The organism is Vreelandella rituensis, assembly GCF_003336665.1.
GTDB lineage: Bacteria > Pseudomonadota > Gammaproteobacteria > Pseudomonadales > Halomonadaceae > Vreelandella > Vreelandella rituensis.
The window spans coordinates 26,250-42,975 of record NZ_QPIJ01000042.1 but is presented as its reverse complement, the minus strand read 5'-3'; the positions used below and the strand labels follow the sequence as shown (position 1 = coordinate 42,975).

The following is a 16,726-nucleotide window of genomic DNA, read 5'->3' as shown; positions in this document are numbered from 1 at the left end:
TTGAAGCCGTATCGCGCGATAGCGATGCGGTATGACAAACTCAAACGAAACTACGAAAGCATGGTGGCCTTGGCCTGCGGTTTTTTATGGCTACCCATGTGAAAGGTCAACAGGCCCTAGTAGCCCCGTAGTGAGCGCTGAAGTACCGGTGCTGGTGGATGAGAAATCGCAGGCCTGGGGGCTGTTTGTGGTATTCGATAGCCCTGAAGCCGCGCTGAATCAACGCATAGGCAGCGTGCTCGCCTCGGCAGGCGCGGTGTTCGAGAGCGAGTCCAAGTCGTTCACCGTCGCGGGGGTCTCGCCGCGTAACCCGATTTACATCGTCAATGCCTACCCACCGGGCAAGCTACCCTCGTTCAATGACGATAACGACCAGTGGCCGATTAAAGGCCTGAGCGTGAAAATCCTCAAAGAACGAGGTTCCTCCACGCCGAACAAGCTACAGCTTGTGCGCTTGGTGTCGTTGGCGAAAGACATGGCGCGGCTAGGGGGTAAGGTTGTCGATGCGGAGAAACAGCCGGTTACCGAAGCGGGGTTTCAGTCGGTCATCGCCGGGAAAGCGAAGGTGTGAGTGGGGCCGAGCCTGAGATGGCCACGTCGCTGCGTTCCTCGACATGCCACGGCTGTCGCCCTGTGTCATCACGTAGCGAAGTAATGCGGGGGTTGGTCGGCGAATCCGTTTCTTTTATTCAGGCAGCAGGGAGTTGAGGTGTTAGAAGTTCTAATTGGTTCGGGTATTGCGTTTCTGGCTGCGCTCTGTGGATGGCTTCTGAGCCACTACTGGCAAGCCAGGAGCTACCGGCTGGCAGTGGCCAGTGATAGGGCACAGTGGAATGCCGGTGTTGAAGAATGGGCTGGGCGTGTCATTGACACGATGGTCCGGATGCATACTCACTTTGATCGTCTGAATCATCCTGAGGCAATTGCGCAGTCCAGTGAATTGGCGATTTCTCTTTCGATCCTGGTCGATCAGGGGCGACTGTACTTTCCCAATGTCATGCGCGATCGCTACGGTGAGGAAAAACAGGAGTCAAGGCAGGGCTATCGGAGTGCGGTGTTGGACCCGTTGGTGGCGGCGGTGTGGATCGCGAGAGGCACCGAACCGGAGTTTGATGTGCCGGATCCGAAAGGCAAGTACGGCACTAACCGCAACGCGAGGGCATTGCGGCTATACCTGAACGCTTTTCTTTCCCTGATCGAACGCGTCCTGTTGGTTCGGTCGTCACATCAAAACCTAATTGCACGTCTTGAAGAAATAGGCGATCTAGAGGGCTCACGGAGACTACGAAGTTTTCTCTGCCCGGAAAATGAGGGCGGCCCAGTACCGCCGGGGCATAGATACTGGTTGGGCCAAGAAAGTGGGCCACAGATTCCAAGCGAGCGTGCGATATTCGAGGGGAGGTAAGTTTTCCTATTCTAGGGGCTGGTGACGGCGGAACGTCTGCAACCGCTGTGCGATGCGGTACCTAATGGCCCGGAAGCCGCCCAGGTAACCGGCGTGGATATCAACCCCTGGCCCGGTAATATTCCCGAGGGCGTGGAAATTCGGGGGTAAGCGCTCCTCACCATGATGCAGGAATCCCTCGCCCGCTGAAGCGGCCTCCCACCATGGCTAAGCCTGAATACCGGGTGGGAGGGCGGCTTGCCGCGCGAGTATTTGGGTAGTTGAGCCTGAAAGCCCCTCGTCCAGCAGAGTCGGTCTCTTTCCCCTCCTACCCCAGCGTTTCCACATCAAACGCCACGATCTGACGCTTTGCGCTTGAAAACTCCACGCCAATTAAATGAATGGGCTTTCCAGAAGCACGATGTTTGTCGGCGTAGCCCTTTGCCTTGATCTGCTCGAGCGCCTTGCCTTCCGGCAGCTGCTCCACCACCTTGAACTCGAACAGGTAGATATGCCCGCCGAAATCGACGCTCATGTCCACCTTGCCGTGGTGGCTGGCGTCTTCCACAGTGACGCTCACGCCCAGAGCGGTGAAGTGGCTGTAGAATACACTGGCATAATGCCCTTCGTATTTCGCAATCGGGTTGTTGCGGTACCAGTCGTGGGGCAGGCCGGCGTAGAGGGCCTTGAGGTGGGTTTCCAGGGCGTTGAGATCATGGCCTTGCAGCGTACGAAACAGCGTCAAGCGTTCTTTGGGCGGCGCTTGCACGCCCAGCACCGGCAACAGTGCCTGATTGAGGCTGGTTTCCACTTCGTGATTGGGGTAGCCAAGGGTATAGAGCCAGTAACCTGTCATGGGCTCTTCTACGTCATGCACTGTCAGGTAGCCGGTTTGGAACAATAGTGCTTCCGTGGCGATATGGTCGACGTCGAAGCGCCCCAACAGCTCGGCTTCCGTCTGTAACTGGCTCAACGCAGGCGTGAACACGCCGCGCGCTTGCAGCAAGTCCACCAGAAAGGTGGGCGTGGCGCTCTCAAACCAGTAAGGGCTAAATTTACGTTCTTCGAGCAATAGCAGGACATCAAAGGGGTTATAAACGCTGGGGACTTCCTGCCCACCCCAGCGATAGCCGTTATACCAGCGGCGAATCTCTTCACGGTCAAGCCCAGGCAGCTCTGGGGCAAACACGGTATCGACATCGTGGTCGGTGTAGCCGCAGATGGTGGCATAGTCTGATGACAGCGTGATGTCACGCAGATTGTTCAGCCCCGAAAACAGGCTGACCTTACTGAACTTGGATACACCGGTCAGCAGCACAAAATGCAGGTGCGGGTCGGCATCCTTGAGCACGCTGTAGAGGTTTTTCAGCCCCTCACGCAGTTCGCGAGCCCGTCCAGTATCAAGAATATTATCCAGTATGGGTTTGTCGTATTCATCGATTAGCACCACAGCTCGCTGACCATGGACACGGTGAGCGTTCTCGATCAGGTTGGCGAAATCGTCGGCAATTCGCTCAGGGGGCGGTGTCTCAATCTTCAGGTTCGCTCGTTGCTGCTGCAGCTGATAGCGAATGTTGGCGTCCAGATCCTGGCGGCTGTTGACGATACCGCTGGAGAAACTGAGGTGCACCACCGGGTGCTGCTGTTGCCAGTCCCACTTATCGTGAATATAAAGCCCTTCAAATAAAGCTTCGTGGCCTTCAAATAGGCAGCGCAAGGTATCCAGCAGTAGGCTTTTACCAAAACGCCGTGGGCGGGAAAGAAAATAGTAACCGCCTGTCTCGGCCATCGTGTGAACCAAGGGTGTTTTATCGACGTAGTAATACTGACCCTTGCGCAGCTTCTCAAAGGACTGTATGCCAATGGGCAGTGTCTGACGATGAGCGGATGACATGCTGACCCCCCATGATAACCGTACGCGTGTTTGCGTTGGTGGTGAGTTTAGCACGGTGGCAGATAGGGCAGGTTGTGCGTATGATGCTTCGTTTTTCAGCGGAGGCGTTATGTGCGTTTAACGCTCAGCTAGATCAGTTGTCAGAGCACATATGGCGTGATGGCCAAAGGTCAAAAGTGGTCAAAATCAAGACGCGAAAAAGTCACGCTATGTGCCAGCTTGTGTCATCAATGGTCACAACTCGGCGTTAAGTGGCATAGATCCAAAAGCCTTAAAATTGCAAATTATTAATATAAATTTTTGATTTTAATGAATTATTTTTGAATTTTTCCAGTAATGGAAGCAATAAGAAGAACGCTTGAAAACGGCCTCCGAAGCCGAGGGTCGCAGGTTCAAATCCTGCCTTTATTTTTAGTGAGTAACAGCTTTGGCGGTGCGAATGGCCGCCATGCCAGAATGGCCACGTCGCTTCGCTCCTCGCCATGACACAGCATTGAACTTTGGGAAATAACCCCTCGCCCGCTTAAGCGGCCTTATACCTGCCGGTTAGCCAAGTCAGGTTGAAAAGAGGGCCGCCCCATCAGCTAACCAAAGTTGCCAGCTTCGCCAGAACGTCGTCCATCACCTCTTGAGGGACGCTTTCCAGGCGCTGCCCTTGCCGCGCTTCGATATCCAGGGTTCGTAGCTGATTGCACAGCACAACGCCGGTTGTGGCTGTGCCAACACCGTCCAGCGAAACGCTGAACCCTCGTGATCGAGCGAAGCCACCGCCAGTGCTGATAGGCGCGACCAGAGGCGTACCCATTGCGAGATTGAACGCGTCCGGCGACACGATCAGTACCGGGCGCGTTCCTTGCTGTTCATGGCCCCGAGTGGGGTTGAGCGAGACGAGATAAATATCACCACGCCGCATTACAGAAGCTCACGCCCGGCAGGGCCGGAATCCAGCCACTCGCGCTCATCGGCGGGCATCTCCGCCGTGGTGTCGCACTGGGCCAGAAGCTCCTCAAGGGAATACGTCGGTTTGGCAGGCACCATGATCAGGCGTCCATGCTCGATTTCGATCTCGACTGGGGAGCCTGCGTCTAGGTGCAGCTGATCCAGAAACGCACGCGGCACCGACATCATGACGGAACCGCCGACACGGCGAAGATGGGTTGTGCTCATACAGGCCTCCTGCGCATGGCAGCGCATCGATGTTTTGTTATATAAAAATATAACCTGCTGGCTTCCGCGCCACAAGCTGCGTCGCGTCTCTTCCAGGGCTGAGATAGGGTGGGAGGGCGATTTATAGCGCGATGTTTTGGGTGGCCAAGCTTAAACCCCTCGCCCGGCGAAGCGGCCTCCTGCAGTTGGGTTAAGGGCTGGAATCAAAGTGTGAACTCAGGGGGTGGTTGCGATGGCTTGGTATCATCCAAGGCAACCACCACGTTGTTGAACATGGTGGTCAGCTCGCGGGTAAGGAAGTCCGTAAATCGCGGGCGGTCCAGGGTTCTTGCTAATGTGTCGGCAGGAAGAAAACGCGTCATTTCGTTATGAAATGCGCGTCCCGAAATAAGACCGGGAAGTCGGCTCACCATGTCGCGGGCCTTATCCGTATAGCATTCGACACTATAGTCGCTAATCTTGCGCTGCAATAAATCCTGATTGGGAACGGCTCCTTGTTGCTTAAGCCATTGAAGATCCCAGATATCGCGGTAACGAACATACTTCTGTGTGTTCACTAGCGAGACGAGCTTGTCCGCCATAATCTCATCAGCCGTTTCTGCCATGACCAGCAGGTCGCTATAACCCTCCGGTAAAAATGGGTAGTGGATATGAATGCCGTAAGGTTCTCGCGTGTAAGCGGGAAGGCTGGCGATTTCCAGCTTGATGCGCTGCTTGGGAATATCAGGCCGCGCTGGCGATGTCACGACGGCAACTTGCCACTTATCGACGCGCACTTCCGCATACCGAGGGTCGCGCTTGAGTTCCTTGGGCGTTTTCACCGTCACGTCAAGGCGGTAGCGATGGCTGATGTAGTCCTGGATACACGTCTTGATCAAGGTGACGTCGTCAGACTGAAACGCCCAGCCACCGGCAAAGTCGAGGTCTTCACTAAACCGAGGTGACCCTTGGCAAAGCCGCAGACAGGTGCCCCCCTGAAACGTTAATTTATCGAGCAGTCCCTCACGATCCAGAGCGAAGAGAATGTCGAAGTGAAACAGCTCTTTTTCAATGACCGGTCGCATCGCTTGGCGTGCGGGATCTTCCATCGCCATGGCGACTAGCGTGTCAAAATCAGCCGGTTCAATCTTGACCATTCAGCATCTCCGTATCGACCAGGTGAGTATTCCGTCCGACGCGCTTTAGGTCAGCCCAGGCAGCGGCAGGCGTTGCTATCTTGATAGGGCGGCCGATGTCTCGCATGCGCGTTACCAAATCCCTGACAGGACGGCGCGTATGAGTGAATTCTAGCGTGCCATAGGGAGTACGATAGGTGCCTTTTCGGCCTGTTGTCATCACGGTCAGGCGATCGACAGGGATTTGCGATATGGCGCCGTACTCGGATAGTGCGGATTCCAGCGATACATAATTGTACTCTCCACGACGCATAGTACGGGCGATACGTTCGAGCCGGTGCGGATCTGACGTGCGAGAAAAAGCGTAACAATAGATGCCGCGAGCAACCCCTTCGAGGACACCTTGCCGACGCAGGCGGTTCACGCCTTCCTGCAGGGTCTTGGGACTGTCTTCGTGAAACACTTTGGCCAAGTCACCCAGCGTGAAGATATAGCGCCCGGCTTTATCCCATGTGGCCAGTCGATGTAATGCCGTCATCTGGTTCATAAGTAAACGCCTGGACTATATAAGTTTAGTTTATATGTATACTTGTCTCTGTCAAAGGTGTCTACGAGCGTTCCCGTTTTCTTCGCGCTGATCAATCCATGCCAAGGCCAATTACTCGCTGGCTAACTCACGTTTTACCAGTGTTACAGCTTGATGGTTTAGCTGATCTAGAAAGAGGTAAGTAGCTGAGATATAGGCTGATATAAGGTGGAAGGGTGCGGTCTGGTACCTGTTGGAAAGATGCCGATAGGCACACAATTTGCTAGGTTTCCCCTAATGAGCGGTAGCTGAAGGAACGTTCAAGAAAGACAAGCGGATCAATATCCGAATTTCTAGTCAGGATCTGGAAGCACTTCAGCGTCGGGCGTTGGAGGAAGCGCTCCCTATCAGTCTCTGGTATTCATTGTCCTGCATAAGTATGTCTCCGGTGGTCTCAAGGATATCTCTGCTAATAAGCCAGGTCAGCGGACGCGCTAATGTGCGCCGCAGCTGCCGTCTGCGTTATTATTGGACAGTGGCAAAAGAGCCTCAAAGATTTCATGATGAGCCAAACCACTTTCTTGCGGGACCAAACACCCAGGGCTGTCGACCACTACATTTCTTTCTATCTCCATGAGGTTCCTGTGTCTGATCATCTCCGCGCGAATGACGCCATGGCGCTGTTTATTGCCCTCCAACAGAATGATTGGCAGGGTTTCTTCGACTCCAATTCGCTGCAGCGCGGCAAGCGTTATGCTCAGCAGGGTCGCGTGCTGGGTGAGCTGAGGTTGGAGCGTGACGAGGAGTGGCTGACGCTGTTAGGAGACGTGGAGGGGAGCGAGAGGAGGCCTTATCAGACCGAGGTCACGATAAGCATTATTGGGCTCGATGAGGAGTTCATTACCGACTGTAGCTGTCCGGTGGGCGTCGGGTGTAAGCATGCCGTCGCGCTTATCCGGGTGTTCTTGAACCAAATGGGTAATGGACCCAAGGCTTTCGCAGAGCGTCAGCCATACCCCAGCACCTCGGGCAAGACCGACGAGGAATCGCTTAAGCAGCGCTGGGAAAAGTGGATCAAGGCGTTGGCGCAGCCTTCGGAACCCATGGACGATGAAAGCCATGTTGAGGCAGCGTATCGTCTTGCGCTGTTTCTGGACAGTCGTGAGCGGGTTGGCCAGACGCCTGTCCTCTCGGTGCTGCCCGTGTGGCTGCGTCCCTCCAAGCAGAAGACCCGCGGTAACGGCTGGGTCTCACCACGCGCTATCGACGTAACTCCCTCGGGAACGCTGTTGCCGGCACCCGAGGCGGGCTGGCTCCCCGAGCAGGAGGAGGCCATCGATCAGCTGATGCACGGCGAGCACGAAGTGACGTGGTCAAGCACGCAGCGCCTGTGGGCACTGGTGTCACATCCTTTTCAGGCCCGGGCCTTATGGGCGTTATTGGAGAGTGAGACGCCCCCTTTGCTGTTTCATCGCAAGCAGACGGGCACCCTGCTTAAGCTTGGATCCACATGCCAGTTGGCCCCCAGTTGGCAAGCGGACAGTGAGGGAATACAGCGCCTGCAGCCGACCACAGCGCCAGAAGGTGCCCTCTCATCCGAAGCGGTGATCGCCAGGATCGGACGTGGCCTCTGCTATCTCGACCCCGAGCGTGGGCAGTTCGGTCGAATGGACGGCGCTCCCGAGCTGCTGGACAAGCTGCGCCACTCGCCGCCGCTGCCACCGGAGATCAGTGAATGGCTGGGCGAGCGGCTTCGCCAGGCGCCGACACTCGCTGATCGACTGCCGGCACCTACCCGGGTGGAGGAGCAACGGCTGGAGGAGGTAGCCCCCCGGCTCAAGGTGACCATGTGTGTGGCGGAAGGTCAGATTGGCTTTCGCCATGGTGCGCCACTGCCACGCTGGATCCAGGCGGGTGCCGGCGTGGTGAGCTTCGACTATGAAGGCATTGAGGTAGCGCCGGAAGAAGGCGACATCGCTAAAGGCTACCGGGATGGACGGCGGCTGACGATCCCGCGCGACACCAAGGCGGAGCGGTCCCTGGTGCGTAACTTGCCCTCGGGCATGGTGACCCTTGAGCAACTGGCCGAGATGGACGCGGTACCCGAGCATCTGGAACTGCCTCCCTGGACGTTGCTGCTGCCTAAGGACGGTACGCCGCCAGCACATGCGGCAGAGTGGCCAACGCACCTCGCCGACCCTGATCAATGGTGGGAGATGATCGAGAGGTTGCGCCAAGCGGGTTGCCTGATCGAATTCAGTGACGATTTCCCTAAAGAGCCAACCTATCTCGAACCCGAAGCGTGGTACGGCGAACTGGAACCGGCCGGCAACGGTTGGTTCGATTTGGCGTTGGACATCGAGGTGGAAGGCGAGCGGCTTAACCTTCTGCCCATTTTGCGTCAATTGCTCAAGCGCGAGGATTTCCCATTAGAGCCCCGTGAAGATGAAGCCCATGACGCGAGCTGGACCTTGGAACTGGACGAGCATCGCCGCTTGACCCTACCCCTGTCCCGGCTGCGCGCCTTGATGGCACCGATTCTGGATTGGCTGGGCGATGAGCGCGACTCCGAATCGGCAGTGAGGCTGCCACTGACCGCCGCCGAGAAAGTGGCGCCCTTGGCCGAGCACGAGCGCTGGGCAGGTCGTGAGGAAGTGAGCGCCTTGGCGCAGCGCCTACGCGAGCTACCTGCGAGCCTACCCAAGCCACCCGGTTTCGCGGGCGAGTTGCGCGACTATCAGTCCCGCGGCCTGGCCTGGCTGCGTTTTCTTGCCGAGCTCGGCACCGGCGGCATCCTGGCCGATGACATGGGGCTTGGCAAGACGGTGCAAGTACTGGCGCATGTGCTCGACGAGCGTGCCCGCGGCGCGCTCAATGGACCGACCCTGGTGATCGCCCCCACGAGCTTGGTGGGTAACTGGTGCGCCGAGGCAGCGCGCTTCGCGCCGGATCTCCAGGTGGTGGCGTTGCAAGGTGGCAAGGCCCAGCGCGAGCGCCAGTTCGAGGAGGCGCTGCCCGATGCCGACCTGGTGATCACCACCTATGCGCTCCTGATCCGCGATCTTGAGCGTTTAGGCGAGACGGCCTTCGGCCTGTTGGTACTCGATGAAGCCCAGGCGATCAAGAATGCGGCCAGCCAGACCGCTCGGGCGGTGCGCGCTCTTAATACGAAGCGTGCCTTGGCGATGACCGGCACGCCGCTGGAGAACCACCTGGGTGAACTATGGGCTCAACTGGATGCCGTGGCGCCGGGGGCGCTGGGCAGCCAGCAATGGTTTGGTCAGCGCTTTCGCACGCCTATCGAGAAAGAGGGCAATGTCGCGCTCCGCGAGCAGCTATCTCGACGCCTGGCGCCGCTGATGCTGCGCCGGACCAAACAGCAGGTGCTTGGCGAGCTGCCGGAGAAGACCGAGACGCGTCGCGAGATCATCCTGAGCGGTGCTCAGCGCGAGCTCTACGAGAGCCTGCGTCTGGCCCAGCACCAACGCGTGCAGCAAGCCGTTGCCGAACGCGGACTGGCCGGCTCCGGCATCGTGATGCTCGACGCGCTGCTCAAGCTGCGCCAGGTATGCTGTGACCCGCGGCTGGTCAAACTCGACAGTGCCAAAAAGATAAAACGCTCGGCTAAGTTGGAACAACTGCGTGAGCTGTTGCCGCCCTTGATTGAAGAGGGGCGGCGCATCCTGGTGTTCTCCCAGTTTACCGAGATGCTTGGGCTGATCGGCCAGGCGCTGGAGAAAGACGGCATTCCCTACACCACCCTGACGGGCGATACCCCCGGTAAGACCCGGACACAGCGAGTGGCGCTATTTCAGCAGGGTGAGATTCCGGTATTTCTGATCAGCCTCAAGGCCGGGGGCACCGGGCTCAACCTTACTGCGGCAGATACCGTGATTCACTATGATCCCTGGTGGAATCCGGCGGTGGAGGCTCAGGCGACAGGCCGTGTACACCGCATGGGCCAACAGAACCCGGTGTTTGTCTACAAGCTGATGTGTGCCGGCACCGTAGAGGAGCGCATCCACGACTTGCAGACGCGCAAGGCGGATCTGGCCGCTTCCATCCTGGAAGGCGGTGCCGAACGCCAGAATGACGGCCCGCTGTTCGACGAGGAAGACCTGGCGCTGCTGTTCGCACCGGTGGCGTAGCTGCCCTCCCAGCGTGAAGGCGTAGGGTTTGCGAGGTGTGTTGATGCCGAGCTTAGCCTGCGTCAGGGCCAAGCGTTTCCACCTCAAACGCGACGATCTGCCGTTCAACGCTGGAAAACTCCACCCCAATCAGGTGAATCGGCTTGCCGGAAGCACGGTGTTTGTCGGCGTAGCCTTTGGCCTTGATTTGCGCCAATGCCTTACCTTCCGGCAACTGCTCAACGACCTTAAATTCAAACAGGTAGATATGACCACCAAAGTCGACGCTCATGTCCACCTTGCCGTGGTGGCTGGCATCTTCCACCGTCACGTTGACGCCCAGCGCGGCGAAATGGCTGTAGAACACGCTGGCATAGTGGCCTTCATAACGGGCAATGGGGTTATTGCGGTACCAGTCGTGGGGTAGCCCCGCGTAGAGGGCCTTTAGGTGGGTTTCCAGGGCGCCGAGGTCATGGCGTTGCAGGGTACGAAACAGCGTCAATCGTTCCTTGGGTGGCTCGTGTACGCCCAGTGCCGGTAAAAGTGCCTGGTTGAGGCTGGTTTCCACTTCGTGATTGGGGTAGCCGAGCGTATAGAGCCAGTAGCCGGTCATGGGTTCTTCTACTGCATGTACCGTCAGGTAGCCGGTTTGGAACAGTAGCGCTTCGGTGGCGATATGGTCGACGTCAAAGCGCCCCAGTAACTCGGCTTCCGTCTGCAGTTGACTCAACGCCGGCGTAAATACGCCACGCTGCTTAAGTAGATCCACCAGAAATGTCGGCGTGGCGGACTCGAACCAGTAAGGGCTGAATTTGCGCTTTTGTAACAGCAACAGCACATCGAAGGGGTTGTAGACCGCCTCAACGTCCTGCCCGCCCCAGCGGTAGCCGTTGTACCAGCGGCGAATGTCCTCGCGGTCAAGACCAGGCAGCTCCGGCGCAAACACGGTGTCAATATCATGGTCGGTGTAGCCGCAAATGGCCGCAAAAGGTGCATCCAGCGTAATATCATTCAGGTTGTTCAGCCCCGAAAACAGGCTGACCTTGCTGAACTTGGAGACGCCGGTGAGCAGCACAAAATGCAGGTGCGGGTCGGCGTCCTTGAGCACGCTATAAAGATTCTTCAGCCCTTCACGCAGCTCGCGAGCAAGCTCGGGATTGAGCAGGTTATCCAGAATCGGCTTGTCGTACTCGTCGATCAGCACCACGACCCGCTGACCATGGCCACGGTGAGCATGCTCTACGAGGTTGGCAAAGTCGTCGGCAATTCGCTCGGGAAGCGGTGTCTCAATATTCAGGCTCGCTCGCTGCTGTTGCAGCTGATAGCGAATGTTTGCATCCAGGTCCTGGCGGCTGTTCACAACACCGCTACCAAAGCTTAAGCGCACGACAGGGTACTGGGTTTGCCAGTTCCATTTATCGTGAATGTACAAGCCTTCAAATAAAGATTTACGGCCTTCAAACAGGCAGCGCAACGTATCCAGCAGCAGGCTCTTGCCGAACCGCCGGGGGCGGGAGAGGAAGTAGTACTTGTTCTGGTTGGCCAAGCGCTCAATGAACGGCGTTTTATCCACGTAATAGTAATCGCCTTCGCGGATATCCGAAAAAGTCTGAATTCCAACGGGGAGCTTGCGGCGATGGGTGGATGACATGCAGGCCCTCCAAAGGCGAAACCGTTCATGTTACGTTGGCGAGGAGTCTAGCATGCTGAAGAATGGGGCAGGCCGTGCTTACCTCGTGAAAAACAGGGCGGGGCTGACGCCGAAGCGCTTGGAGAGAGCTTCGATATGGCGACGGGTAAGGTCTCGTCCCCTGCGGTTGAGGATCTTGGAGACCAGCGACTTGCTGCCGATTTCGGGCAGGTCCGCAACACCAAGCCCGTGCTGATCCATCAGGAACCTGAGCATATCCACGGCGTCTTGGGACTGAACGCCGGCGTTGAACTCGGCGAATGTCTCTGAGGTGTTCTCCCACTCCTCAATGGCATCGGTCAGGCGCTCGATAAGGGCAGTGTTGTTGTCAAAGTCGTCAATCAAGTCCTCAACGATGGTCAGCGCCGCCTGATACTCTTCTTCGGAGTGGATGCGTGACAGAAACGGAACGGCTCGGAAAACAGCCTTGGCTTCTTCGAGGTAGGCGATGGCGTTCATTTATCGGCCTCCTTGGCATACCGACGGCAAAGTTTGTCGTATTCGGCATGTGTTGTGATGTGCTTCACGTATAGAATCTGTTGCTCGAATGAGATAAAGGCGATCAGTCTCAGGCTGTTTCCAGCAGCAATGTCGATGATCCACCAACGGTCCTTGTAGCGGAAGTTATCCAGACTCGGGAGTGCCTTCTTGAGGTCATCTGGTGACTGGAAGCTTTCGGATCTCAGTAACTTGTATGTTCGTTGTATCGAGGGTGCATCGTTCGGGTATTTCTTGGTTGCCTCGTCGAAGACTTTTTTTGTGACTATTCGCATCGCCCCTCCTGAACAGTGACAGCAGATTAGTTCATCAGTTTCCTTTTTGTCAACATGGCGAGCGGTCTGTCAGGCTTGGAATTGCCGCGTCGGCTTCGCTTCCAAGGCTTATATAGGGTGGGAGGGCGATTTATCGCACGATGTTTTGGGTGGCTGAGCCTGAAACCCCTCGCCCGCTGAAGCGGCCTCCCATCCTGCAGTTGGGTTAGGAAAAAATGCGGCTGCTCGGCTCAGTAATCCTCGAGCTGCACCCGGCCCAGGGTGTAGTCGCCCCCCTGATTGGCCAGCACGAAGCCCTGGAAGCGATCGCGCAGTCCCGTGTCCTGAATCCGCAGCAGACGCTGGTCATCCAAATGAACCTGCATCGTTCCGTTCTCGTCACGGGTCCAGGTGATGGTGTGGAACCCACCGTCCTCGAGGTCGAGCCTGCCTTCGTGACGGGCAACCACCTCGACGCTTCCAGACGTCAGCCTGACCAGACTGAGCCCCGGGCGCGAGCCGGGAGAGTAGACCAGTCGATAGCCAGTGCCATTGGGCCGGTTGCCTTGGAAGAGCCCCAGTTCCAGACTGCCCGGCCGCTCGCGGGAAGCGAGCTCGAGCTCGATCCTGAAGGCATTGTCGACCGGTGCATTGACGAAGATGCGTGCCGGCTCTGCGGGGGTGGGAGCCCCGTTCCGTCTGGCGCTACCCGTCTGATCGAGGATCAACTCTAGCATTGCCAGGCCGATCTCCTCCGGCCGTTCAGCGCTGAGTTTGCGTGATTCGCGACCGGTCGTCCGCTGCGTCTCCACGATGCTGCGCAATCCATTTTGATCGACCTCGAAGTCGCCACTGATTACCGTCCAGGATGGATTACGACGGTAATCGCCGTCGCTGAAGTCGTCCTGCAGGGCTACCCGGGGTGAGGCGGTGGGCGGCGGCTCGGAGGCTGCCGTCATCTCTTCTCGTTCCGTCTGGCGCAGGCGTTTCAGCAGCTCCGCCGTTGCATTGCCGTCCCGGGCCATGTCGATGTCGGCCTGGTATTCGCGTATCGCGTTGCGGGTGCGGCTTCCCATGAGACCATCCGCCGGGCCGGCATCATAGCCGATGCGGTTGAGTTCGCGCTGTATCTCAGCCACACCCTGCCGATCCGACAGGGTCTCGATATCGGGACGCGATCGCGGTGTCGCCTGTGAAGAAGGCTCCTCTTCCGGCTGCCAGGCACGTGCCGCCCGCTGGGCCTCGGCAATCTGTCCGGAGGTCATGCGTTCGGACAGAGAATCGCGCGCCTCGGCGGCATGGCGGTGGCCGCGGGCCGCCGCCAGGTTGTACCACTGGTGAGCCTGCACGAAGTCCTGGGGTGTCCCGCTGCCGGCCTCGTGCAGGCGACCCAGCATGTACTGAGCATCGGCATCGCCGCTACGGGCCACTTTGCCGAATTCCTGCAGCGCCTGGCGATACTCCTGCCGCTCGTAGTAGCGCATCCCGTCGGCGTAATCGGCGTTGGCCAGTGCGGCGTGACCGGACAGAAGGAGCAGAAACACAAGTCCTTTGATGATGATCATGGGGCATCTCCAGTGAATTGGGGTGATATTTTCGACCTTCAGCCGCTGAGGTAAGGCTCACCGTGCTGCCTTGCCATTGTTGATGATCAGCTAGAAGTCGCGACCATCCAGTGGTTGCGCCTCGCTACCCTCTCGGAGTCGCTCGATGGACGCATTTCCCTGCCTAGACAAGGTCGCCAGGCGGTCGATCTGCTCATCCAGCCGGGGCAGGGCCTCCTGGCGATAGGTCGAGAGATCATCGATTGCGCCCATCACCTCACCGAAGGCCTCCTCGAGCGCTTGCATGTCGAGCATCGCGCCGGATGCCCGCTTCTGGATGTCCACGCCTTGCTGGCGCAGGGCCTTGGCGGTCCCGCGGATCATCTGCGACGTGGTGGTGTTGAGGGCTTCGACGCGATCCAGCACCAGGCGCTGATTGGCCATGGCCATGGCCACGGTCACCGCCACGGTGAGGGCCGAGACGGTCACGTTGATGGCCCTGTCCACGCCGCGCATCAGTTCCCGGTTGTTGCGGATGATGACCTCCAGCGCCAGCACGCCCTGCTGGCTCACCGCCAGTTGCTGCTGCAGATCGACGATCCGTTGACGCAGGGGAAAGAGCAGTTCTTCCTCTAGGAAGCGACGCCGCGGATCATCGGCATCGCGAGCGGCGATAGCGTCCTGCAGGCGGCGATCGATCAAGCGGCCCAGGGCGATCTGGCGGTTCAGCTCGCGCAGGATATCGCGCAGGGCCTGCTGGTCATCGCTCAGGGTGAGGTTGTCACGATGCAGCATGTCGCGACCGCCTTTCAGGTCCTCGATGATCGCGTCCAGCGCCTGCTGGGCATTCTCGAACTTCTGGAAATAGCGCTGCAGGCGGCTGTCGATGCCGGGAATGATCGCCAGGACGCGGTCCAGGGCACTCGGTGCCAGGCGATGGCGAGCGGGATCGAGCCCTTCCATACGCCCGCGAAGATCGACCAGCGCCTTGGCCACCGGCCCACCCTCGTCGCCCTGGTGAGCCAGCTTGCGCAACGGCGTCTGCAGCATGGCGCTACGATGCGCGGCCTGCTGTTGCAACTCCAGACCCATCTCGTCCACGGCACGCCGCTGGCGAACTATTGATTCCTCGTTACCCTCGGTGAGCACTTCCTCGACGAAGCGCTCGGCCATCGCCTCGAGTTCGGGGTCGATGTCACGTTCGATGTCATGGTCATCGGGCTCGACCGAGTCGGCCTGGCTCGCCCCCAACTGGCCGGCGATCTCGTCCACCGGTGGCAGGGAGAGGCGACGGTCACCATCGGATTGCTGGGCCATGGGGCACCTCCTGAGCGATTAAAAGTGAGCGATTAAAAAGACCGTTGTGAAGGCCGTCACGGTACTATCTACACAGTCACTATCTACACAGTCACTATCTACAAAGTGCTATCTACAAAGTGCTATCTACAAAGTGCTATCTGCACCGTAACTATCTGCACAGTACCATCGGACGGCTGTTCAATCCTTGCGCGTGTAACGATCGGCGCCCTCGACGAAGCGGCGCAGGTCCTCCAGTGCCTTCTCGGTGGTGACCGATGCCTGGGGGCGAGCCGTCTCGATGCGCGCCATGGAAACAGCGGTATCGTCGAGCACGGTCAAGGCCGATTCGATGCGGGCGGAGAGCTCACTCAGCCGGTGTTCGGTCTCCACCAGCAAATCCAGGCGCCGTACCAGGGCGGTACGTTCCTCCTCGCTCAACCGCTTGCCCTCCCGGGTCAGGCGACGCCGCACGTAGTCACCGTCCACGCTGACCACCCCGCGCGCCTGAGACGCCATGGTGGTCAGGGTATCCACCGCACCGAGACAGACCTGGGTCACCAGGCCGCGCGAACGCTCGAAGGTCAGTTCGCCACTGTGGAATCGGCCACTCAGCACGTCCAGTACATGACGGTAGCGGCTGTAGAGGCGGTCCGCCTGGATCGCCAGGTCAGGGCGGTTAACCACCAGCAAGCTTTGCTTGGCCCGGCACATGGCCAGCACCAGGTCATCAGCTCCCTCGGGCGGCCTTGCCGGATCGAGCACGGTTACCCCGGCCTCATAGGCCTTACGCTCCTCCTGCTCACGGCGCTTGCGTGCCTCGGCCACGCTTTGGGCCTCCCGGCGACGCTCGCGGCGGCGGGCCAGCCAGCCGCGCAGCGTTCGCTCGACAGGCAGCGCCACGGGAATGGCGACGATGCCGGCCAGCCAGCCAAGCAGGCTGGGGCTGAAACCGCCCCACAGGGAGGTCAGCCACAGCAGCATGCTGATGAAGGGAACCACCAGGCAATAGCGCAGGATCACCTGCAACCGCCCGGGGGCCGACATCGGAAGGGCCAGGGCGGGATTGAAGAGGCCAACCAGTAGCCAGGGCAGGCAGGTCATGAAGAGGCCATAGGAAAATCCCTGCAGGAATCCCAACATTGATACGACTATCCTTTGTCCATAGAACGCAAACCCTGAGTGTAGAGCAACCAAGCCGGGACGATAAGCAACAGTTAGACACAGTACT

Annotated in this window: 15 protein-coding genes, 1 tRNA gene and 1 pseudogene; 6 read left to right on the top strand and 11 right to left on the bottom strand. The window is 58.6% G+C overall.

The window, feature by feature from the left end:
• The 4 genes and pseudogenes from DU506_RS15415 to DU506_RS22545 form a co-directional block, all read left to right on the top strand.
• Positions 1–102, top strand: a pseudogene (locus tag DU506_RS15415) (IS5/IS1182 family transposase); the annotation flags it as partial.
• A 28-nt stretch (positions 103–130) separates the two neighbouring features.
• Positions 131–571: a hypothetical protein gene (locus DU506_RS15410; protein WP_114487788.1), complete on the top strand. Its 441-nt coding sequence runs from the start codon at positions 131–133 to the stop codon at positions 569–571.
• Positions 572–709: 138 nt separating this feature from the next.
• Positions 710–1,405, top strand: coding sequence for a hypothetical protein (locus DU506_RS15405; RefSeq protein ID WP_114487787.1), 696 nt, complete (start codon positions 710–712; stop codon positions 1,403–1,405).
• Positions 1,406–1,426: 21 nt separating this feature from the next.
• Positions 1,427–1,555, top strand: coding sequence for a hypothetical protein (locus tag DU506_RS22545; protein ID WP_268877333.1), 129 nt, complete (start codon positions 1,427–1,429; stop codon positions 1,553–1,555).
• Between the two features lie 157 nt (positions 1,556–1,712).
• Here the strand turns inward: DU506_RS22545 and DU506_RS15400 are convergent, their stop codons facing one another.
• Entirely contained in the window at positions 1,713–3,278 is a 1,566-nt protein-coding gene (locus DU506_RS15400) for an ATP-binding protein (RefSeq protein ID WP_114487786.1), read from the bottom strand.
• Positions 3,279–3,621: 343 nt separating this feature from the next.
• Here DU506_RS15400 and DU506_RS21725 point away from each other — a divergent pair.
• A tRNA-Leu gene (locus DU506_RS21725) sits at positions 3,622–3,690 on the top strand.
• Positions 3,691–3,858: 168 nt separating this feature from the next.
• Here DU506_RS21725 and DU506_RS15395 read toward each other — a convergent pair.
• The 4 genes from DU506_RS15395 to abiEi all read right to left on the bottom strand — a co-directional run bounded on the left by DU506_RS15395 (position 3,859) and on the right by abiEi (position 6,107).
• The gene (locus DU506_RS15395) at positions 3,859–4,191 is read right to left on the bottom strand and encodes a type II toxin-antitoxin system PemK/MazF family toxin (RefSeq protein ID WP_114487785.1); all 333 of its coding nucleotides are present in this window, start codon (positions 4,189–4,191) and stop codon (positions 3,859–3,861) included.
• Entirely contained in the window at positions 4,191–4,445 is a 255-nt protein-coding gene (locus DU506_RS15390; RefSeq protein WP_114487784.1) for an AbrB/MazE/SpoVT family DNA-binding domain-containing protein, read from the bottom strand. Before DU506_RS15390 ends, DU506_RS15395 begins: the two co-directional genes overlap by 1 nt.
• Positions 4,446–4,648: 203 nt before the next feature.
• Positions 4,649–5,581: a nucleotidyl transferase AbiEii/AbiGii toxin family protein gene (locus tag DU506_RS15385; RefSeq protein ID WP_114487783.1), complete on the bottom strand. Its 933-nt coding sequence runs from the start codon at positions 5,579–5,581 to the stop codon at positions 4,649–4,651.
• The gene (gene abiEi / locus DU506_RS15380; RefSeq protein WP_114487782.1) at positions 5,568–6,107 is read right to left on the bottom strand and encodes a type IV toxin-antitoxin system AbiEi family antitoxin; all 540 of its coding nucleotides are present in this window, start codon (positions 6,105–6,107) and stop codon (positions 5,568–5,570) included. The genes DU506_RS15385 and abiEi overlap by 14 nt, the downstream gene beginning before the upstream one ends.
• Before the next feature lie 623 nt (positions 6,108–6,730).
• Here abiEi and DU506_RS15370 point away from each other — a divergent pair.
• Positions 6,731–10,234: a DEAD/DEAH box helicase gene (locus DU506_RS15370; RefSeq protein WP_181870783.1), complete on the top strand. Its 3,504-nt coding sequence runs from the start codon at positions 6,731–6,733 to the stop codon at positions 10,232–10,234.
• 52 nt (positions 10,235–10,286) lie between these two features.
• Here DU506_RS15370 and DU506_RS15365 read toward each other — a convergent pair whose 3' ends face one another.
• The 6 genes from DU506_RS15365 to DU506_RS15340 all read right to left on the bottom strand — a co-directional run bounded on the left by DU506_RS15365 (position 10,287) and on the right by DU506_RS15340 (position 16,638).
• A complete protein-coding gene (locus DU506_RS15365; RefSeq protein ID WP_114487780.1) occupies positions 10,287–11,864 on the bottom strand; it encodes an ATP-binding protein in 1,578 nt (525 codons plus the stop codon).
• Between the two features lie 78 nt (positions 11,865–11,942).
• Entirely contained in the window at positions 11,943–12,362 is a 420-nt protein-coding gene (locus DU506_RS15360; RefSeq protein WP_114487779.1) for a helix-turn-helix domain-containing protein, read from the bottom strand.
• Positions 12,359–12,676, bottom strand: a complete 318-nt coding sequence (locus tag DU506_RS15355) for a type II toxin-antitoxin system HigB family toxin (protein ID WP_114487778.1) — start codon at positions 12,674–12,676, stop codon at positions 12,359–12,361. The genes DU506_RS15360 and DU506_RS15355 overlap by 4 nt, the downstream gene beginning before the upstream one ends.
• A 230-nt stretch (positions 12,677–12,906) precedes the next feature.
• A complete protein-coding gene (locus tag DU506_RS15350) occupies positions 12,907–14,220 on the bottom strand; it encodes a peptidoglycan-binding protein (RefSeq protein ID WP_114487777.1) in 1,314 nt (437 codons plus the stop codon).
• Between the two features lie 90 nt (positions 14,221–14,310).
• Positions 14,311–15,516, bottom strand: coding sequence for a toxic anion resistance protein (locus tag DU506_RS15345; protein WP_114487776.1), 1,206 nt, complete (start codon positions 15,514–15,516; stop codon positions 14,311–14,313).
• Between the two features lie 180 nt (positions 15,517–15,696).
• On the bottom strand, positions 15,697–16,638 hold the full coding sequence (locus DU506_RS15340; protein ID WP_114487775.1) for a cobyrinic acid a,c-diamide synthase: 942 nt from the start codon (positions 16,636–16,638) through the stop codon (positions 15,697–15,699).
• Positions 16,639–16,726 lie beyond the last annotated feature (88 nt).